This is a genomic window from Kitasatospora sp. NPDC053057 (genome assembly GCF_044546945.1).
In the GTDB taxonomy this organism is placed as follows: domain Bacteria; phylum Actinomycetota; class Actinomycetes; order Streptomycetales; family Streptomycetaceae; genus Kitasatospora.
This window is the reverse complement of the sequence record NZ_JBITZP010000052.1, coordinates 14,403-33,762: the sequence shown is the minus strand read 5'-3', so window position 1 is coordinate 33,762 and position 19,360 is coordinate 14,403. Positions and strand designations below refer to the sequence as shown.

The window sequence follows — 19,360 nt, the reverse complement described above, 5'->3', positions numbered from 1 at the left end:
CCGTGTACACCTTCATCAACCGCTTCACCGTCACCGGGGACGTCGCCGAGTTCGAGACGCTCGTCGGCGAGATCAGCGAGTTCATGAGCGGCCGGCCCGGCTTCCGCTCGCACCGGCTGTACCGCTCCGCCGCGGACGCCTCGGTGTACGTGGAGACCGCCGAGTGGGACGACGCGGCCTCGCACCAGGCGGCGACCGGCTCGCCGGAGTTCCGCACCCGGGTCGGCAAGGTGATGGGCCTGGCCAAGGCCGAGCCGGCCCCGTTCGACCTGCTCGCGCAGCACGGCGCCTGAGAGAGGAACACCATGACGGACAACGGCGAGATCATTGCGCAGCCGGTGATCCAGCTGCGCGAGCTGGGGCTGGCGGCGGCCGGCGCCGCCGCCGTGCGGGCCGCGGCCCGGCTGGGCCTGGCGGACGCCCTGGGCGAGGAGCCGGCCGGCGCGGCCGAGCTGGCCCGGGCCGTGAACGCGGACCCGGACACCATGCGGCGGCTACTGCGCGCCCTGACCTGCTACGGCGTGTTCGCCGAGCAGCCGGACGGTCGGTACGTGCACACCGACGCCTCCCGGCTGCTGCGCGAGGACACCCCGCGCAGCCTGAAGGACATGGTGCTCTGGGGCACCGAGCCGTGGACCTGGGAGCTGTGGGGCCACCTCGACGAGGCGGTGCGCACCGGCAAGGCCGTCTTCCCCGAGCTGCACGGCATGGACTTCTTCGACCACCTGCACGCCCACTCCCCGGAGTCGGCGGCCGTGTTCGACCGGGCGATGACCCAGTCCAGCCGGCTCTCCGCGCTCGCGCTGGCCGACCGGCTGGACCTCGGCGGGGTCGGCACGGTGGTGGACATCGCCGGTGGCCAGGGGCACGTGTTGGCCACCCTGCTGGAGCGCAACCCCGGTCTGCGCGGCACCCTGCTGGACCTGCCCGAGGTGGTCGCCGGGGCCGACGCCCGGCTGCAGCCGGGCGGTGCGCTGGCCGGGCGCGCCACGCTGCTCGGCGGCGACTGCCGGCGGGAGATCCCGGTGCAGGCCGACGTCTACCTGCTGAAGAACATCCTGGAGTGGGACGACGAGAGCACCGTCCTGACGCTGCGCAACGTCGTCCGGGCGGCTGCTCCGGGCAGCCGCGTGATCGTGGTCGAGAACCTGGTGGACGGCAGCCCCGAGCTGCGGTTCACCACGGCGATGGACCTGCTGCTGCTGCTCAACGTCGGCGGCCGCAAGCACACCAGGGCCGGCCTGGTCTCGCTGATCGAGGAGGCGGGCCTGACCCGGGCCGAGGTCCGTCCGGTCAACTCCTACCTGCACCTGGTGGAGAGCGTGGTGCCCGAGCGGGGCTGACCGGCCCGCCCACGGCCGCCGCCCCCGGATCCGTCCGGGGGCGGCGGCGTCGTGCTGTCCGGGGGCGGCGGCCCTCGCGCTGTCCGGGGCAGCGGTGAGCCCCGCCGGCGCGGGCCGGCGGGGCTCGGGGGCGGAACGGGAAGGGAGCGGGGTCAGATGCCCTCGGCGAGCCGCTTCACCGCCTGCTCGACCCGCTCGTCGGTCTCGGTGACGGCCACCCGCACGTGCCGGGCGGCCGCGGCGCCGTAGAACTCACCGGGCGCCACCAGGATGCCGCGGTCGGCCAGCGCACCGACGGTCGTCCAGCACGGCTCGTCCCTGGTCGCCCAGAGGAACAGCGCACCGGCCGAGTGCTCGATCCGGAAGCCGGCGTCCACCAGCGCCCCGCGCAGCAGCTCGCGCCGCCGGGCGTAGCGCTCGCGCTGGCCCGCCAGGTGCGCGTCGTCACCGAGCGCGGCGACCATGGCGGCCTGCACCGGGGCGGGGACCATGTGGCCGGCGTGCTTGCGCACCTCCAGCAGCGTCGCGATGACGTCCGGGTCGCCGGCGGCGAAGCCCGCCCGGTAGCCGGCCAGGTTGAAACGCTTGGACAGCGAGTGCACCGCCAGTACGCCGTGGTGGTCGCCGCCGGTGACCTCGGCGTGGAGCACCGAGCGGGTCGAGCGCTCCCACACGTGGTCCAGGTAGCACTCGTCGTTGACCACCAGGGTGCCGCGCTCGCGCGCCCACTCGACGACCGCGCGCAGTTCGGCGGCGTCGAGCACCCGGCCCTCCGGGTTGGACGGGGAGTTCAGCCACAGCAGCCGCGGCGCGGGGCCGTCGTAGCTCAGCGGGTCGTCCGTCCGGACGAAGGTGGCGCCGGCCAGTCGAGCGCTCACCTCGTAGGTGGGGAAGGAGAGTTCGGGGGCGAGAACGACGTCCCCCGGGCCCAGGCCCAGCATGGTGGGCAGCCAGGCGATCAGCTCCTTGGTGCCGACCGCCGGGATCACGGCCTCCGGCTCGACGCTCACGCCCTCGCGGCGCAGCAGCCAGGCTGCGGCGGCGGCCCGCAGCGCGGGCGTGCCCTCGGTGGACGGGTAACCCGGGGCGTCGGCCGCGGCCGCCAGGGCGGCGCGCACGGCCTCCGGGGTCGGGTCGACCGGGTCACCGAGCGCCAGGTTGACCAACCCGTCGGGGTGGGCGGCCGCGCGCCTGCGGTACGGGAACAGAACGTCCCAGGGGAACTTCGGCAGCCGCTCGATCATGCCTGCGCCCCCGCCCCGACGTTGCGGGCCAGCGGCGGCGCCTGGCAGTCGGAGTCGATGCCCCAGGAGACGATCCGCTCCGGCGTGATCCGGATCAGCTCGTCGTCGACGTGCGGCAGGATCTCCTTGCCGCCGGTCGCCAGCGCCACCGCGGTGCCCCGGATCTCGATCCCGCGGACGACCCAGCGCTGCGCGTCCACGACGTCGTCCACCACCAGTGACACCCGCGGATGCCCCTGCACGTGGCGGTACTTGAGGCTGCGGGCCATGCCGCGCCCGGTCACGTCGACGGTGCCGAGCTCGGCGTTGTGGTGGAAGCCCAGCGGGACGACGTGCGGCTGCCCCCGGCCGTCCACGGTGGCCAGGCGGGCGAGCGACTGCGAGGCCAGGTAGGCGGCCTCTTTCGCGGTAAATGGCATGGCTGTCCTCGGTGTCTGTGGGTGTCTGTGGGTCAGGGTCGGCGCCCACGCTAGGCAGCCCGCTTCGAGCGGCCTTGGTGCCGTTCGGCCTGCTCGCGTACCTGCGCTGGACTCCGGCTCGAAGTCCGGCTGACACGGTGAGGCCGTCGTACCGGACCGAGATGGGAGGTCGCGTTGGACTGCGATGTGGTGGTGGCGGGAGCGGGGCCGACCGGCCTGATGCTCGCCTGCGAACTGGCCTTGAGCGGAGCCCGGGCGGTGGTGGTGGAACGGCGCCGGGAGCCGGAGAAGCACTCCAAGGCCATGGGCATGCAGGGCCGCACCGTGGAACTGCTCGAACTGCGCGGGCTGCTCGACCGCTTCAAGGAGGGCGCGGGCGTGCTGCAGGGCGGCAACTTCGCCAGCCTGGGCGTGCCGATGCGCTTCGAGGAGTTCGACACCCGCCACCCGTACGTGCTGCTGGTGCCCCAGCTGCGCACCGAGGAGCTGCTCGCCGAGCGGGCCCGCGAACTGGGCGTGCGGATCGTGCGCGGCTCGGCCGTCACCGGCTTCGTCCAGGACGCCGACGGGGTCACCGTCGAGACGGACACGGGCCCGCTTCGGGCCCGGTACCTGGTCGGCTGCGACGGCGGCGGCAGCACCGTCCGCAAGGCCGCCGGCATCGGCTTCACCGGCCAGGACCCGCACATGTACGCGCTCATCGGCGACATGCGTTTCAGCGGCGACCTGCCGCGCGGCGAGGGCCTCGGCCCGATGCGGCCGGTGGGCCTGGTCAACCCCGCCAAGCGGTCCTGGTTCGGCGCCTTCCAGCACCAGCCGGGCGTCTACCGGGCCACCGTCGCCTGGTTCGACCGGCCCTTCGCCGACCGCCACGCCCTGGTTACCGAGGAGGAGATGCGCGCCGCACTGGTCGAGCACACCGGCAGCGACCACGGGATGCACGACGTCACCTGGCTGTCCCGCCTCACGGACGTCTCCCGGCTGGCCGACTCCTACCGGCAGGGCCGGGTGCTGCTGGCCGGCGACGCCGCGCACATCCACCTGCCGGCCGGCGGCCAGGGGCTCAACCTGGGTTTCCAGGACGCCGTCAACCTCGGCTGGAAGCTGGCCGCCGTGGTCCGCGGCCACGGAACCGAGGAGCTGCTGGACAGCTACGGCCGCGAGCGTCGCCCGATCGCCGACGGCGTGGTGCGCAACACCCGCACCCAGGCCGTCCTGATCGACCCGGACCCGCGGTACGAGGCACTGCGCCAGACCTTCCGCGACCTGATGGCCCTGCCCGACACCAACCGCCACATCGCCGGCATGCTCTCCGGCTTCGACGTCGCCTACGGCGGCGGCGACCACCCTCTGGTCGGCCGCCGGATGCCGGACGCAGAGCTGATCACCGCCGACGGGCCGCGGCGGATCAGCGATTGCTTCGCCGGGGCCCGCGGTCTGCTGCTGCTCCCCGAACAGGCCCCGACCGTCTCGCCGCTGGCCGCCTGGGCGGACCGCGTGGACACCCTGACCGTCAAGTCGGGCGGCCCGGACCCGGACACCGCCCACCTGGTCCGCCCGGACGGCTACGTGGCCTGGGCCGGCGAGCCGGCCCGCACCGAGGAACTGCACCACGCCGCGACCACCTGGTTCGGCGCGGCGGCCTGATCCCCACATCCCTGAGAAAGGACGCACGATGACCTCGTCCACCGACAGCGCCGCCGCCCGCGCGCGCCGGATCGTCGCCCTCAACACCGCCTACTTCCAGGCGAAGGCGCTGCAGAGCGCGGTCGAGCTCGGCCTCTTCGAGCTGCTCGCCGAGCGCTCCGCCGGCCTCGAGCAGATCCGCGCCGAACTGGGCGTCCAGCACCGGCTGTTCAAGGACTTCCTGAACGCCCTGGTCGGCCTCGGCCTGCTGGACGAGCAGGACGGCGGCTACCGGGCCTCCGAGCTCGCCCGGGAGTTCCTGCTCCCCGGCCCCACGTACCTCGGCGGCACCGCCCGCCAGCACGCCCGGCTGCACTACCACGCCTGGGCGCAGCTGACCGACGCGCTGCGCGATGGCAAGGCCAAGTCGGCCGTGGCCGCGCAGGGCCAGCTGGCCTACCCCAAGCAGTACGAGGACCTGGACCGCGCCCGGCAGATCATGCTGCACATGGACGCCCACAACGGTTTCACGGCCGACGAGATGGCGCGCGCGATCGACTGGAGCCGGTACACCTCCTTCGTGGACGTCGGCGGCGGGCGCGGCAACGTCGCCTCCCGGATCGTCACCGCCCACCCGCACCTGCGCGGCGGGGTCTTCGACCTGCCGGCGCTGCGCCCGCTCTTCGAGGAGCTGGTGGCCTCGGCCGGAACAGCCGACCGGGTGGACTTCCACGGCGGTGACTTCTTCGCCACCGACCTGCCGGAGGCGGACGTGGTGATCTTCGGTCACGTCCTGCCGGACTGGCCGGTCGGGGATCGCAAGGAGCTGCTGCGCCGCGCCCACAAGGCGGTGCGCCCGGGCGGCCTGGTGGTGCTGTACGACGCCATGATCGACCCGGAGGAGCGCGACCCGGAGGTCCTGCTGCAGCGGATCAACCACACCATGATCCGGGACGAGGCCGGGGCCTACTCGCTACAGGAGGCCCGCGCCTACCTGGAGGAGGCCGGGTTCACCGTCGACCGGATCGCCGCCTCCGACACCATCACCCGCGACCACTTCGCCATCGGCGTCAAGTCGGCCTGAGAAAAAGGAGTTCGACGTGACCGACACAACCGCGGATCAGGCGCGGCACAGCGACCGGCCGTACGACGTCGTCATCATCGGCAGCGGCCTGTCGGGCACCATGCTCGGCTCGATCCTCGCCAAGCACGGCTTCCGGATCATGCTGCTGGACGGCGCCCACCACCCCCGCTTCGCCGTCGGCGAGTCCACCATCGGGCAGACGCTGGTGGTGCTGCGGCTGATCTCGGACCGGTACGGGGTGCCGGAGATCGCCAACCTGGCGAGCTTCCAGGACGTCCTCGCCAACGTCAGCAGTTCGCACGGGCAGAAGAGCAACTTCGGCTTCATGTTCCACCGGGACGGCGAGGAGCCGGACCCGAACGAGACCAGCCAGTTCCGCATCCCCGCGATCGTCGGCAACGCGGCCCACTTCTTCCGCCAGGACACCGACTCCTACATGTTCCACGCCGCGGTGCGCTACGGCTGCGACGCCCGGCAGTACTACCGGGTGGAGAACATCGAGTTCGACGACGGCGGGGTGACCGTCTCCGGCGCGGACGGCAGCACCGTCCGGGCCCGTTACCTGGTCGACGCCAGCGGCTTCCGCTCGCCGCTGGCGCGGCAGTTGGGGCTGCGGGAGGAGCCGAGCCGGCTCAAGCACCACGCCCGCTCGATCTTCACCCACATGGTCGGGGTGGACGCGATCGACGACCACGTGGACACGCCGGCCGAGCTTCGCCCGCCGGTGCCGTGGAACGACGGGACGATGCACCACATCTTCGAGCGCGGCTGGATGTGGATCATCCCGTTCAACAACCACCCCGGGGCCACCAACCCGCTGTGCAGCGTCGGCGTCCAGCTCGACGAGCGCCGCCACCCCGCCCGGCCGGACCTGACGGCCGAGGAGGAGTTCTGGTCCCACGTGGACCGCTTCCCGGCGGTGCAGCGGCAGTTGAAGGGCGCCCGCAGTGTGCGCGAGTGGGTGCGAACGGACCGCATGCAGTACTCCTCGAGCCGGACGGTCGGCGAGCGCTGGTGCCTGATGTCGCACGCGGCCGGCTTCATCGACCCGCTCTTCTCCCGCGGCCTGTCCAACACCTGCGAGATCATCAACGCGCTGTCCTGGCGCCTGATGGCCGCGCTGCGCGAGGACGACTTCGCGGTCGAGCGCTTCGCCTACGTGGAGGAGCTGGAGCAGGGCCTGCTGGACTGGAACGACAAGCTGGTCAACAACTCCTTCATCTCCTTCTCGCACTACCCGCTGTGGAACTCGGTCTTCCGGATCTGGGCCTCGGCCAGCGTGATCGGCGGCAAGCGCATCCTCAACGCGCTGACCAAGACCAAGGAGACCGGCGACGACAGCCACTGCCAGGCGCTGGACGACAACCCGTACCCGGGTCTGTGGTGTCCGCTGGACTTCTACAAGGAGGCCTTCGACGAGCTCACCGAGCTGTGCGAGGCCGTGGACGCCGGGCGCACCACGGCCGAGGAGGCCGCGGCGGTGCTGGAGCAGCGGGTCCGCGAGTCGGACTGGATGCTGCCGGCCCTGGGCTTCAACGACCCCGACACCCACCACATCAACCCGACGGCGGACAAGATGATCCGGATCGCGGAGTGGGCCACCGGTCACCACCGCCCGGAGATCCGTGAGCTGCTGGCCGCCAGTGCCGAGGAGGTCAGGGCGGCGATGCGGGTCAAGCCGTAACACGACGGGCAACGGCGAGGGCCGCGTCCGGGGAGGTGCTCCCGGACGCGGCCCTCGCCGTTCGTCGCACGCGTACGGGCTCAGCCCTCGGCCGCCAGGGTCAGGGCGGCCGTCCGCGGGTCCTCCTCTACCGGCCAGCGGGCGTAGGAGCGGCGCCAGTACATCAGCGGACTGGGCACCTCGGGCCGGGGGCCGCCGGCCACCACCGCGCCGATCACGATGGTGTGGTCGCCCGCGTCGAGGGCCGCGGCGACCCGGCACTCGGCGTGCGCGACGACGTCGGCCGACATGACCGGCACGCCGCCGGCGCTGCCCGGCTCCCACCGGACGTCCCGGAAGCGGTCGTCCACGGGCGCGGCGAAGCGCGCGGACGTGGACTCCCCTCCGCCGCGCAGCACGTTGACGGCGAACTCGCCGCGCTCCAGGAGGGCCTTCAGCACCCGGCTGTCGCGGTTGATGCAGACCAGCAGCAGGGGCGGGGCCTTGGAGACGCTGCAGGCGGCCGAGCAGGTCAGCCCGTACGGCTCCCCGTCCGGTCCCAGGGTCGTCACCACGGTGACCCCGGTCGGCAGGGCGCCCATGATCGACAGGAAGGTGTCGCCGTCCACCAGACCGGGGGCCAGGTCCAGCGGCAGGGACAGGGGTTCGGGGGGCATCGGTCCTCCACTCTCGGCGGGTCGGTGCCCCCATGCTCGCGGGGCGCCTTCGAGCCGGCGCCGGGCCGTCGTCGGGCCCTCCGGGCACGCGAACGGGCACGCGAACGGGCACGCGCGAGGGCGCGCGGACGCAGGCCGAGCCGGAGCGGAAAAGCGCGCACCCCCGGCACGGGGGTGACCGGGGGTACGCGGGTTCAGGGGGTGCGGGTGCGCGCGCTCACTCCTCGTCGCGCAGTTCCCGCAGCGGGAAGGTGAGCAGGAAGCCCACCGCAAGGATCAGGCCGCCGACCAGGAACATCGTGTCGAAGCCCGAGGTGAAGGCATCGACCGCCGCGGCGCTCAGGCCGCCGGTGGAGTCCGGATCGGAGAGCGCACGGCGCACGGCCTCGTCCGGGTCGGCCCCGTCGAGCCTGCCGGCGGCGACACCGAACAGCACCGACATGAAGACGGCGGCGCCGCTCGTGCCGCCGAGCTGGCGGAACAGACCGGAGGCGGCGTTGGCCACGCCCAGCTCGGACTTGGGCGCCGAGCTCTGGATCGCCAGGGTGATGACGGTCTGGGAGAGCCCGATGCCGAAGCCCAGCCAGGCCGCGATCACCACGATCACCGCGAGCGGGGTGTCCGCGCCCGCGGCGGAGAGCGACAGCAACGCTCCGGCCATCGAACCGAGGCCCACGATCGCGGGCTTCTTGTAACGGTTCCACTTCTTGATGATCTTGGCGCAGATCGTCTGGGAGACGATCGCCCCGGTCATCACCGGGATGATCACCAGTCCGGCGACGGTGGCACTGCGCCCCTGCACCAGCTGCAGGAACAGCGGCAGGGTGGAGACCGTACCGAAGATGCCGACCCCGATGGTGAAGTTGACGGCCGTGGCCATCGTGATGCCACCGCGCCGGAACAGCCGCAGCGGGACCATCGCCTCCAGCCCGCGGGCCCGCTCGGCGAGCACGAACAGCACCAGGCCGATCAGCGAGACGACGAACAGCGTCAGCGAACGCGCCGATCCCCAGCCCCAGTCGAGGCCCTCCTCCGCCACGATCAGCAGCGGCACCAGGCAGAGCGCCAGGGTCAGCGCACCCCGGAAGTCGATCGGGTGGTCCACCCTGCGGTGCGGCAGGTTGAGTGCCTTGCGCACGCTGACCAGCGCCATCAGACCGAGCGGCACGTTGATCAGGAAGGCCCAGCGCCAGCCGGTCACCCCGAGGATCTCGCCGGCGCCCGCGAACAGACCCCCGACGAGCGGGCCGAGCACACTGGCCGCCACCCAGGCCATCATCAGGTACGAGAAGTAGCGCCCGCGCTCGCGCACCGGGGCGAGGTCGGCGATGACGGCCGTCGGCAGCGACATCAGCCCGGCGCCGCCGAAGCCCTGGACAACGCGGGCGATCGCCAGCGTCTCCATCGAGTTCGCCATCGCGCAGGCCGCCGAGCCGACGACGAAGACCACGATCGCCGCCAGGTAGAGCGGCTTGCGACCGTAGATGTCGGACAGCTTGCCGTAGAACGGCATCGCGATCGTGGAGCTGACCAGGTAGCCGGTGATCACCCAGGCCTGGACGGTCTGGCCGTGCAGTTGGTCGCCGATCGTGCGCAGCGCGGTGGAGACGATCGTCTGGTCGAGTGCGGCGAGCAGCACGGCCAGCAGGAGCCCGGACAGCGCGGTGATGATCTGGCGGTGAGTGAAGCCGGCGGGGCCGTCGGCCTCGTCCGCGACGGCCTCGCCGGTCTGCGAGGTGGCGTTCGCCATTCCCATTTCTCCCACGGAATCGACAAGGTCTTGTCGAGTTGAGCGTAGTGGCTGCCGCGGCGGAATGACAAGTTCTTGCCGAACTCCGGCCCGGACGAGGTTAGGCTGGCCGTGGAGCGCCTGCGATTAGGCTGCCCCCATGACCGACCTCTCCCCCGCGGCCGAGACCTTGAGTGACATCACCACGGAACTGTTCGCCGTCAACGGAGCCCTGCTGCGCGCGGGCGACGCGCTGTCCGCCCGCTTCGGGCTCACCTCCGCGCGCTGGCAGGTCCTCGGGCTGCTGGCCGAGGGGCCGCAGAGCGCCGCCCACCTGGCGCGCGAGCGCGGGCTGCGCCGCCAGGCCGTCCAGCAGACCGTGGTGAAGCTGGTCGAGGAGGGCCTGGTCAGCACCTCCCCCAACCCGGCCGACCGGCGGGCCCCGTTGGTCTCGCTGACCGCCAAGGGCGCCGATGCCCTCGCCCGGATCGAACCCGCCGAACGCCTGTGGATGGAGCACCTCGCGGGCGGCCTGGATCCGGACGACCTGAAGGCCACGCTGCGGCTGCTGCGTGGCCTTCGGGCGGTCCTGGCCGAGGGGCTGCCCCCGGCGGCGGGCGGCGGCGCGGACGCCGCCGACGTCACAGGTCCAGCGTGACCTCGTACTCGGCGAGCCAGGAGTTGAGCCACAGCACCAGCTCCAGGCTGCCCCGGTCGTAGGGCCGGCTCACCGCCCCGATCGAACGGGCGGCCGCGGCCAGGGCCCGCTCGCGGTCCAGCAGTGGCAGCACCGGAGCGTCCGGATCGGCGAGCACCCCGGCCAGTTCGGCCCGCAGGGCGCCCTCGTAGCCCGGATCCTGGGTCGCCGGGTACGGGGTCTTCACCCGCTCGACCACCGAGCGCGGCAGCAGGTCGGCCACCGCCGCCCGCAGCAGGCTCTTCTCCCGGCCGTCGAAACTCTTCATCTCCCAGGGCACGTTGAAGACGTACTCCACCAGCCGGTGGTCGCAGAACGGCACCCGCACCTCGAGGCCGACCGCCATGCTCATCCGATCCTTGCGGTCGAGCAGGGTCTGCACGAAGCGGGTCAGGTTCAGGTGGCCGATCTCGCGCATCCGCCTCTCGGGCGCCGCCTCGCCCGGCAGCACCGGGACTTCGGCGAGCGCCTCGGCGTACCGGGCCGCCCGGTAGCCGTCCAGGTCGAGCTTGTCCAGCAGACCCGGCTGGAACAGCGAGCTGCCGCCGAAGTAGCGCGCCGAACCCGGGGTGAGCCACGGGAAGGTGGCCGCCCGCAGGGCCAGCGGGTTGCGGAACCACCGGTAGCCGCCGAAGAGTTCGTCCGCGGCCTCGCCTGACAGCGCCACCGTGACGTTCTCCCGCACCGCGCGGAAGAACAGGTAGAGCGAGGGCCACATGTCGCCCCAGTACGCGGGCGGCAGGTCGGTGGCGCGCAGCACCGCGGAGCGCACCGCCGGGTCCGACAGGCCGGGGCTGTCCAGCAACACCTCCAGGTGGTCCGCTCCGACGTGCCCCGCCAGCTCGCGCACGTACGGCGCGTCCGCCTCCCGCCGGACGGCGTCGGAGGCGAAGGCGTCGGCGGCGCCCCGGAAGTCCACCGAGAAGGAGCGCACCGGCCCACTGCGGGCGGCCAGCGCCGTCACGGCCGACGAGTCCAGGCCGCCGGAGAGCAGCGTGCCCAGCGGGACGTCCGAGACCAGCTGACGGGTGACGGTGTCGGCGAGCAGGTCACGGACGGTGCCGATGGTCGTCGGCAGGTCGTCGGTGTGCTCGCGGGCCTCCAGTCGCCAGTACGTCTGCCGGCGCACCCCGCTGCGCCCCACCCGGACGAGTTGGCCCGGACGGACCTCGACGAGCCCGGAGAAGACGGCCGCCTCGGGCGTCTTCACCATGTCCAGCACCTCGCAAAGCCCGTCCGGGCCGACCCGGCGGGGCAGGGTCCGGTCGGCCAGGACGGCCTTGGGCTCCGAGCCGAAGCGCACGCCGGCGGCGGTCGGCCAGTAGTAGAGCGGCTTGACCCCCATCCGGTCGCGTACCAACAGGAGTTCCTCGCTGCGCTCGTCCCAGACGGCGAAGGCGAACATCCCGTTGAGCCTCTCGACCAACGCGGCGCCCCACTGGAGGTAGCCGCGCAGGACGACCTCGGTGTCGCAGGACGTCCTGAACCGGTGGCCGTGCGAGGTGAGTTCGGCGCGCAGCTCACGGAAGTTGTAGATCTCGCCGCTGAAGGTGATCGCCGCGCCGCGGCCCTCGTGTTCCGCGGTCATCGGCTGCTGGCCGTGCTCGGGGTCGATCACCGACAGGCGCCGGTGACCGAGCCCGACCGCGGGGCCGAACCAGAGGCCCTCGGCGTCCGGCCCCCGGCAGGCCATGGTGTCGGTCATCGCCTGGAGCAGGTCCCGGCGGTGTTCGGCCGGGGCGTCGTAGTCGACCACCCCCACGATTCCGCACATGCTCAGCCGGCCGTGGCGAGAGCGAGGTTGACCGCGTCCAGGAGCATCCGCGGCGTGACGGCCTCCACCACGGTCTCGTCGGGCAGGGTGATGCCGCGCTCGCGCTCGATGGTGTTGAGGGTGTTGAACAGGGCGAGCGAGTCGTAGCCGAGGTCGTCGAAGGGGACGTCCAGGATGCCGTCGAGGGCGATGCCCTCGTCGGCTCCGGCAGCCTCCTTCAGCACGGCGATCAGGTCGTCAAGGGTGAACTCTGCCATGGCTGTTCCTCACATCGGTGGGTCGGTTGTCGGATCCGGAGGGTCGGCCGGGCGGTCGGCCGGCCCGGTCAACTGGTCAGCACGAGAGCGCTGTTGAAGCCGCCGTGGCCGCGGGCGAGGACCAGCGCGCTGCCCAGCCGGGCCGGCCTCGGCCGGTCCCGCACCAGGTCGAGGTCCGGGTGGGCCGGCCGGCCGATGTGCACGGACGGCGGGATCACCCCATCCCGCAGGGAGAGCAGCGCGGCCGCGACGTCCAGCGGGGCGCCGCCGGCCAGCAGCCGGCCGGTCATCGTCTTGGGCGCCGTCACCGGCACCCCGCGCGGGCCGAACACCGCGCCCAGCACCTCGGCCTCGGCGCGGTCCTGCTCGGCCACGCCGCTGGCGTCGGCGAAGACCACGTCGACGTCGGACGGGCCGATCCCGGCGTCGGCGAGCGCCGTGTCGATCGCCCGGCGCAGCCCGGGCGGGCGCCCGGAACCGGGTCGGGGGTCGAAGGTGGCCGCGTAGCCGGCGATCCGCCCGTAGTGGCGGTGCTGCCCGCGCTCGGCGGCGCGCTCCGGGGTCTCCAGCACCAGCAGTGCGCCGCCCTCGCCCGGCACCCCGCCGGAGGCGTCGGCATCGAAGGGCAGGAAGGCCCGCCGCGGGTCCCGCCGGGGGCTGAGCGTGCCGCTGCGGGTGAGGCAGAGCCACGACCAGGGGCAGAGCGAGCCGTCCACCGCGCCGGCCAGCATCAGCGCGGTGCCCTCGCGGACGTGCCGGCGGGCCTTGGCCAGCGCGTCCAGCCCGCCCGCCTGCTCGGCCACCAGGGCCGAACCGGGGCCGCGCATGCCGTGCCGGATCGAGATCTGCCCGGTGTTGACCGGGTAGAACCACGCGAAGGACTGGTAGGCGCTGACGTAGGCCGGGCCCTTGCTCCACAGCGCCTGGAGTTCCTTCTGGCCGAACTCGAAGCCACCGGCCGAGGCGGCCGTCACGACGCCGGCGGAGAAGTCCGGCATCGTCGTCGGGTCCGCCCCCGCGTCGGCCAGCGCCTCCTCGGCCGCGACCAGGGCCAGCCGGGTCATGTGGTCGGTCTGCGGCAGCAGTCGGCCCGGCAGGTGCTCCTCGGGCGTGAAGTTCACCTCCCCGGCCACGTGCGCCCGGTACCCGGTGGAGTCGAAGCGGGTCAGCGGCCCGAGGCCGGACCGGCCCGCCAGCGTGGCGCCCCAGTACTCCGCCACGCCCCAGCCGTTCGGCGCCACCACGCCGATCCCGGTCACCACGACGTCGGTCATCCCCGGCTCCATTCCGGCTCGGCCAGCACGATCGCGCTCTGGAAGCCGCCGAAGCCGCTCGCCACGCTGAGCACCGTGCGCACCCGCTGCTCCCGTGCCACCAGCGGCACGTAGTCGAGGTCACACTCGGGGTCGGGCACGTGCAGGTTGGCCGTGGGCGGCACCACCGAGTGCTCGATCGCCAGCGCGCTGGCGGCGAACTCCAGGGCGCAGACCGCGCCCAGCGAGTGCCCGATCATCGACTTGATCGAGCTGACCGGCACCCGGTAGGCGTGGTCGCCCAGGCTCTGCTTGAACGCGGCGGTCTCGTGCCGGTCGTTCTGCTTGGTCGCCGAGCCGTGCGCGTTGACGTAGCCGACGTCCTCGGGGTTCATCCGGCTACGGCCGAGCGCGACCCGGATCGCCTCGGCCATCTCGTTCCCGTCGACCCGCAGCCCGGTCATGCTGTAGGAGTTGCAGCGCCCGGCGTAGCCGGTGACCTCGGCGTAGATGTGCGCGCCGCGCCGGATCGCGTGCTCCCGCTCCTCCAACACGAACATCGCCGCGCCCTCGCCGAGGGCGAAGCCGTTGCGGGTCAGGTCGAAGGGGCGCGAGGCGCTCTCGGGTTCGTCGTTGCGCGGTGTGGTCGCCTTGATCGCGTCGAAGCAGGCCACCGTGATCGGGGAGATCGCCGCGTCCGAGGCGCCGGCCAGCATCACGTCGGCCGCGTCGTCGCGGATCAGGTCGCAGGCGTGTGCGATCACGTCGATCCCCGAGGTGCATCCGGTCGACACCACGCCCACCGGGCCCTCCGCCTCGACCAGCCAGGCCAGTTCGGTGGCCATCGAGGACGGGACGAAGTAATCGTAGAGGTACGGGACGCCGTGCGCGTCGTCGACCAGCCGCTTGCGGCCCTCGTCGCTCACCACGGCGAACTCGCGGTCCAGACTGATCGTCATCCCGCAGGCGGTGCCGGCCATCACCCCGGTGCGGATCGGGTCGTTGACGCCCGACACCCCCGAGTCGTCCAGCGCCTCGCGCGCGGCGACCACCGCGAACTGCGCGGTGCGGTCCCACTGACGGATCTGGCGCTGCGTCAGTCCAGCGGCCTGCGGGTCGAAGTCGCACTCGGCGGCGACCCTGGACCGGAACGGCGAGGGGTCGAAGTTCGAGATCGTCCGGGTCGCGGTCCGGCCGGCCGTCAGCAGCCCCCAGAACGCCTTGGTGCCCACCTCGCCCGGTGCCACCACGCCGATCCCGGTGACCACCACGCGCCGGCGGCCGTCGTCAACTCCCACCACTGCTCCCCCTGTCGGTCTCCCCGTGCGTGTCCGGCGTCATGCCCTGACCTCCTGTCCGTCCGCCCCACCCGCGGGCTCGGGCGGGCGGGGACTTGAGCCGGATCAGATCGTCCTGGCAGGCGTTCGCGGCGGCTTCGAGCCGCCGTCCACGCGCCTCCGGCGCCAGCCGTCCCGCCGTGGCGGGAAGGGCCGCACGCACGACGGCGGCGGCGCCGCGCGCACGGCGGCGGGAAGACGACGCGAACCGGCGTCGAAGGGCGCCCCCTAGCGTCTGGCCGCATGGACATCGACACCGACATCTGCGTGGTCGGCGGCGGCCCGGCCGGGCTGACCCTCGCCCTGCTGCTGGTCCGCTCCGGCCTGCGCGTCACCGTGCTGGAACGCAGCCGCTCCCTGGACCGGGCCTACCGCGGCGAGATCCTCCAACCCGGCGGCCAGGCCTTGCTGGACGAGCTGGGCGTGCTCGGCCCGGCCCGGGCGCACGGCGCCGTCGAGCACGACCGCTTCCTGCTCGAGGAGCACGGACGCGTCCTCATCGACGGCGACTACCGGCGCCTGCCCGGGCCGTACAACTGCCTGCTGAGCCTGCCCCAGCGGCACCTGCTGACCGAACTGCTCACGGCCTGCGAACGCCACGAAGGGTTCCGCCAGTTCGCGGGCGCCAAGGCCACCGCCCTGATCGAGGAAGGCGGCTTCGTCCGCGGTGTGGTCGCGGGCGGCGCGGGCGGCTCCCCCGACCGGGTGGTGCGGGCCCGCTGCGTCGTCGCCGCGGACGGCCGCTTCTCCAAGGTCCGCTCGCTCGCCGGGATCGGCTACCGGCGCCAGGAGCTGTTCAGCCAGGACGTCCTGTGGTTCCGGCTGAGCACACCGCCGCGCACGGACACCCGGCGCCCGTGCGACGTCCGGGTCTTCCGGGCCGGCGGCAATCCGGTACTCAGCTACCGCTCGGTGCCCGACGCGCTCCAGCTCGGCTGGACCCTTCCGCACGGCGGCTTCCGCAAGCTGGCCGACCGCGGCATCGGCCACATCGTCACCCAACTCGTCGACGCCGCACCGGAGTACGCCGACCTGATCCGCCAGGAGATCACCGGCTTCGGCGACGTCTCCCTGCTGGACGTCTTCTCCGGCAGCGCCGAGCACTGGGTGCGCGACGGCCTGCTCCTGATCGGCGACGCCGCCCACACCCACAGCCCGATCGGCGCCCAGGGGATCAACCTGGCCATCCGTGACGCCGTCGCGGCCCACCCGGTGCTGGTCGAGGCCGTCCGCAGCGGCGACGCCGGCGCGGCCCGGCTCGGCCCGTACGAACGGCAACGCCGCCCCGAAGTGGAACGGATCACCCGGATCCAGCAGGTCCAGAGCCGCATGATGCTCTCCACCGGGCGCATCTCCTCCAGGGTGCGCCCCCGGGCGGCGGCGCTGGTGTCCAGGACTCCGCTGTACGGGGCCGTGCTGCGCCGGATCGCCTTCGGCACCGCGCCCGTCCGGCTGCGCGCCGATCTGCTCGCCGGGGCGGGGCGGTGAGCGGCCGCGCGGCGATCGCCGCCCCCGGCGACTCGGCGACGGCGAGCGGGGTGCTCCTCGCCCTCGCCGTCGTCCTCGCCAGCGCGTTCGTCTGCGGCCGGATCGCCGCCCGGGTGCGCCAGCCCGTCGTGATGGGGGAGATCGTCGGCGGGTTGGCCCTCGGGCCCAGCCTGCTCGGGCTGCTGCCGGGGCACCTGGACGCCTCACTGTTCCCGGCGGAGGTCCAGTCCTACCTGCGGGTGCTGTCCCAACTGGGCCTGGTGCTCTTCATGTTCACCGTCGGCCTGCGCTTCGACGTCGGCCACCTGCGCGGCGCCGGGCGCCGCGTGACGGCGGTGTCGCTCAGCTCGGTGGCCCTGCCGTTCGCGCTCGGCGTGGGGCTCGCGGTGCTGCTCTACCCCTGGTTCGACAAGGCCCAGTTGAGCACCGACGGGTGGCTCGGCCCGGCCCTGTTCCTGGGCGCGGCGATGTCCATCACGGCCTTCCCCGTCCTGGCCCGGATCATCGCCGAGCGACGGATGCAGCACGACCCGCTCGGCAGCCTGTCGTTGGCCTGCGCGGCCTTCCAGGACTTCCTCGCCTGGTGCGCACTGGCGGTGGTGGTGGCGGTGGTGGAGGCCAAGGGCCTCTGGTCGCTGGGACGGCTGGCGCTCGACACGGCGGTGGTGGTCCTGGTGCTGGTCGGCGTCGTCCGTCCGCTCCTCTCCCGGCTGCTCGCCCCCGGCCGGCGCCGCCCCCTCCCCCGGCCGTGGATCCACGCGGTGCTCGTCACCGGCACCCTGATCACCGCCTGGGTCACGGCCGAGATCGGCCTGGACGCGGTGTTCGGGGCGTTCATATTCGGTGCGGCGGTGCCCCGGGACCGGATCGAGGCGATCGCGCCCGACATCCCGGAGCAGATCGAGCGGGCGGGTCTCCTGCTGCTGCCGGCCTTCTTCGCGGTGACCGGCCTGGCCGTCGATCTCACCGGCCTCGGGCTGCGCGGCCTGGCCGTCGTGGCGGCGGTGCTGGTGGCGGCGTGCGCCGGCAAGTTCGTCGGTGCGGTCGCCGCCGCCCGGGCCACCGGCTCAAGCCGGCGCGAGGCGCGGGTGCTCGGCATCCTGCTCAACGCCCGGGGCCTGACGGAGCTGGTCATCCTCAACGTGGGCCACCGGCTCGGGGTGATCGACACCCGGATGTTCACCGCCATGGTGGTGATGGCCCTGGTCACGACGCTGATGACGGGGCCGCTCCTGGAGCGCCACACGGCGGGCTCCGCCGGATCCGGCACGCTCCCGGATCCGGCGCCCGAGGCGGCGCAGGCCTCACGGGCGCCCTCCTGAGGACGGGCCGGCCACGGGCCCCGGGGCGGCGCGCCTTTCACGGCGGCTCCGTCCACCCGGAGACCCGGCGCAGCCGCCGGGTCAGCCGCCGCTCGACCGGGCTGAGCGGCACGTCGGGGCGCAGCCGCTCCGGGTGCCCCGGTGGCGGGCCGTCCCCGGCAGGGCCGCCCGGCTCCCCGGGCCGCCGGTCCGGCCGGGGCTGCGGCGGCGGGGCCGCGTAGCCGGCCATCTGCCCCAGCGCCGCCAGCCCGCACAGGAGCACGGCCAGCAGATCGAGGAGCCGTTCGTTCGGTTCGCGCATCCGCCGAGCATGGCGACCGGTCTTGAAGCGCGGCTCGAGCGGTACGGGAGGGGCGCCGGGCACGGCGAAGGGCACCCCGGCACCCTGGGAGCCGCTAGACCATGACGACGGCGCTGTCGGAGCTGCGGGTGCCCATGACGCCGACGATTCCGACACGGCCATCGCCGAAGAACCGGGAGAACAGGCCCGCCGGGCGGCCTCCGAACAGCACGTGTGGTTCCAAAGTGGTCCCAGGGCTGACCACCCCGCCGCAGCTACTGCCGGTGACTGGGAGCTGTCACCCCTTCAGCTGGAGGTGTGTACCAGGTGGTCGCAGACGTGGCACGCGGCCGGGCCGCCCTGCTGCCACCAGCGGCAGGTGGGGCGGACGGCGCACGGGGGAAGCGGGGTGCCCGAGGCGTCCACGCCCGCCTCGTGCGCTGCGTGCGCCACAGCGTCGCCGAGCGAGCAGCGCTCCTCCGCCCACTGGCCGCAGGCCGGTCCGACGCAGGGCCCGGCGAAGCGGAACCGCGCCTCCGGCGGGCGCCGGCCCGGCGCGGAGGCTCGGGCTACAAAGTCGGCGTCCACCGTCAGCGGCCGGCGCAGCGCGGCGACGGTCCCGTCCGGCCGGACGATGCCGAGCAGCAGGTGGCCCGGGGCGCACAGGCTGCTCGGGCAGGTCGTCCCGGACCCGGCTTCGGCGGCGCCCATCTACTCCTCCGGCGCCATGGCGATCCCGACCGGACCCGGCCGATTGATCAAGGCGTCCGCCGCGTCGTGGGCCGGGCTCTTCGCGTTGCCGAACGGCACCTCACGCAGCGGCGGCGTCAGGTCGAGCTCCGCGACCTCGTCGAGGACGGCCCGGCGCACCGAGTCCCCGATCCTCTCCAGCACGTCGTGCGGCAGATCACCCTGGACGGTGACGCGCAGTCCTTCTCTGGCCATGACCCTTCCTTCCCTCGGACTTCCCTCGGACTGGACGGCCGGCCGCTGGCGGCGCCGGCCCACCGACGACGCTGTCACCGGGGCCCGGAGTGGGCGACCGCTGCTGGCCGATTGGAGTGAGCCGGCCCGCTCCGGGCCCGCCTCCTGGTCGGTTCGGGCGTACTCCGACGCGCCATCCCCCGAAGGTTCGTGCACGCTGGACGGGGCCCGGAAGCCGCGAGC

At 73.4% G+C, this 19,360-nt stretch carries 19 protein-coding genes; 8 read left to right on the top strand and 11 right to left on the bottom strand.

Annotation, left to right across the window (positions count from 1 at the left end; translation table 11 throughout):
- Window positions 1-2 precede the first annotated feature (2 nt).
- Together ACIG5E_RS34620 and ACIG5E_RS34615 are read left to right on the top strand one after the other, a co-directional pair.
- Window positions 3-293, top strand: coding sequence for an antibiotic biosynthesis monooxygenase family protein (locus ACIG5E_RS34620; protein ID WP_396540394.1), 291 nt, complete (start codon window positions 3-5; stop codon window positions 291-293).
- 12 nt (window positions 294-305) lie between these two features.
- The gene (locus ACIG5E_RS34615; RefSeq protein WP_396540392.1) at window positions 306-1,343 is read left to right on the top strand and encodes a methyltransferase; all 1,038 of its coding nucleotides are present in this window, start codon (window positions 306-308) and stop codon (window positions 1,341-1,343) included.
- A gap of 152 nt (window positions 1,344-1,495) precedes the next feature.
- Here ACIG5E_RS34615 and dapC read toward each other — a convergent pair whose 3' ends face one another.
- Together dapC and ACIG5E_RS34605 are read right to left on the bottom strand one after the other, a co-directional pair.
- The gene (gene dapC, locus ACIG5E_RS34610) at window positions 1,496-2,587 is read right to left on the bottom strand and encodes a succinyldiaminopimelate transaminase (RefSeq protein ID WP_396540390.1); all 1,092 of its coding nucleotides are present in this window, start codon (window positions 2,585-2,587) and stop codon (window positions 1,496-1,498) included.
- Window positions 2,584-3,006: a PPOX class F420-dependent oxidoreductase gene (locus tag ACIG5E_RS34605; protein WP_396540388.1), complete on the bottom strand. Its 423-nt coding sequence runs from the start codon at window positions 3,004-3,006 to the stop codon at window positions 2,584-2,586. Before ACIG5E_RS34605 ends, dapC begins: the two co-directional genes overlap by 4 nt.
- Window positions 3,007-3,180: 174 nt before the next feature.
- On the opposite strand from ACIG5E_RS34605, the gene ACIG5E_RS34600 reads away from it, so the two are divergent.
- Genes ACIG5E_RS34600 through ACIG5E_RS34590 form a run of 3 tightly spaced genes read left to right on the top strand, consistent with a single transcriptional unit; the run spans window position 3,181 to window position 7,400 of the window.
- A complete protein-coding gene (locus ACIG5E_RS34600; RefSeq protein WP_396540386.1) occupies window positions 3,181-4,653 on the top strand; it encodes an FAD-dependent monooxygenase in 1,473 nt (490 codons plus the stop codon).
- A gap of 28 nt (window positions 4,654-4,681) precedes the next feature.
- Complete coding sequence (locus ACIG5E_RS34595) at window positions 4,682-5,716, top strand: methyltransferase (protein ID WP_396540383.1); 1,035 nt, start codon at window positions 4,682-4,684, stop codon at window positions 5,714-5,716.
- Between the two features lie 16 nt (window positions 5,717-5,732).
- The gene (locus tag ACIG5E_RS34590) at window positions 5,733-7,400 is read left to right on the top strand and encodes an NAD(P)/FAD-dependent oxidoreductase (RefSeq protein WP_396540381.1); all 1,668 of its coding nucleotides are present in this window, start codon (window positions 5,733-5,735) and stop codon (window positions 7,398-7,400) included.
- An 80-nt stretch (window positions 7,401-7,480) separates the two neighbouring features.
- Here ACIG5E_RS34590 and ctcQ read toward each other — a convergent pair whose 3' ends face one another.
- Both ctcQ and tcr3 read right to left on the bottom strand, forming a co-directional pair.
- Entirely contained in the window at window positions 7,481-8,056 is a 576-nt protein-coding gene (ctcQ, locus tag ACIG5E_RS34585) for a flavin reductase CtcQ (RefSeq protein ID WP_030282588.1), read from the bottom strand.
- A gap of 217 nt (window positions 8,057-8,273) precedes the next feature.
- Window positions 8,274-9,806 carry a tetracycline efflux MFS transporter Tcr3 gene (gene tcr3, locus ACIG5E_RS34580; RefSeq protein ID WP_396540379.1) on the bottom strand — a complete coding sequence of 511 codons (1,533 nt, stop codon included), beginning with the start codon at window positions 9,804-9,806 and terminating at the stop codon, window positions 8,274-8,276.
- Window positions 9,807-9,945: 139 nt separating this feature from the next.
- Between tcr3 and ACIG5E_RS34575 the strand changes: the two genes are divergently transcribed.
- Window positions 9,946-10,443 carry a MarR family winged helix-turn-helix transcriptional regulator gene (locus ACIG5E_RS34575; protein ID WP_396540377.1) on the top strand — a complete coding sequence of 166 codons (498 nt, stop codon included), beginning with the start codon at window positions 9,946-9,948 and terminating at the stop codon, window positions 10,441-10,443.
- Here the strand turns inward: ACIG5E_RS34575 and asnB are convergent.
- From asnB to ACIG5E_RS34555, 4 genes are all read right to left on the bottom strand, one after another.
- On the bottom strand, window positions 10,427-12,256 hold the full coding sequence (gene asnB, locus ACIG5E_RS34570; protein WP_396540375.1) for an asparagine synthase (glutamine-hydrolyzing): 1,830 nt from the start codon (window positions 12,254-12,256) through the stop codon (window positions 10,427-10,429). The two genes, ACIG5E_RS34575 and asnB, sit on opposite strands and share 17 nt — an antisense overlap.
- Window positions 12,257-12,258: 2 nt before the next feature.
- Window positions 12,259-12,513, bottom strand: coding sequence for an acyl carrier protein (locus ACIG5E_RS34565; protein WP_396540373.1), 255 nt, complete (start codon window positions 12,511-12,513; stop codon window positions 12,259-12,261).
- 68 nt (window positions 12,514-12,581) lie between these two features.
- Window positions 12,582-13,787, bottom strand: coding sequence for a ketosynthase chain-length factor (locus ACIG5E_RS34560; protein WP_396540371.1), 1,206 nt, complete (start codon window positions 13,785-13,787; stop codon window positions 12,582-12,584).
- A complete protein-coding gene (locus ACIG5E_RS34555) occupies window positions 13,784-15,064 on the bottom strand; it encodes a beta-ketoacyl-[acyl-carrier-protein] synthase family protein (protein WP_396540369.1) in 1,281 nt (426 codons plus the stop codon). The genes ACIG5E_RS34560 and ACIG5E_RS34555 overlap by 4 nt, the downstream gene beginning before the upstream one ends.
- 282 nt (window positions 15,065-15,346) lie before the next feature.
- Here ACIG5E_RS34555 and ACIG5E_RS34550 point away from each other — a divergent pair, with 282 nt between their 5' ends.
- Both ACIG5E_RS34550 and ACIG5E_RS34545 read left to right on the top strand, forming a co-directional pair.
- Window positions 15,347-16,591, top strand: coding sequence for an FAD-dependent monooxygenase (locus tag ACIG5E_RS34550; protein WP_396540367.1), 1,245 nt, complete (start codon window positions 15,347-15,349; stop codon window positions 16,589-16,591).
- On the top strand, window positions 16,588-17,913 hold the full coding sequence (locus ACIG5E_RS34545) for a cation:proton antiporter (protein ID WP_396540365.1): 1,326 nt from the start codon (window positions 16,588-16,590) through the stop codon (window positions 17,911-17,913). Before ACIG5E_RS34550 ends, ACIG5E_RS34545 begins: the two co-directional genes overlap by 4 nt.
- 37 nt (window positions 17,914-17,950) lie before the next feature.
- Here ACIG5E_RS34545 and ACIG5E_RS34540 read toward each other — a convergent pair whose 3' ends face one another.
- From ACIG5E_RS34540 to ACIG5E_RS34530, 3 genes are all read right to left on the bottom strand, one after another.
- Window positions 17,951-18,214: a DUF6059 family protein gene (locus ACIG5E_RS34540; RefSeq protein WP_396540363.1), complete on the bottom strand. Its 264-nt coding sequence runs from the start codon at window positions 18,212-18,214 to the stop codon at window positions 17,951-17,953.
- Between the two features lie 285 nt (window positions 18,215-18,499).
- Complete coding sequence (locus ACIG5E_RS34535) at window positions 18,500-18,904, bottom strand: hypothetical protein (protein WP_396540361.1); 405 nt, start codon at window positions 18,902-18,904, stop codon at window positions 18,500-18,502.
- Window positions 18,905-19,138 (bottom strand): hypothetical protein, encoded by a 234-nt coding sequence (locus ACIG5E_RS34530; protein WP_396540359.1) that lies wholly within the window; start codon window positions 19,136-19,138, stop codon window positions 18,905-18,907.
- Between the last annotated feature and the right edge of the window lie 222 nt (window positions 19,139-19,360).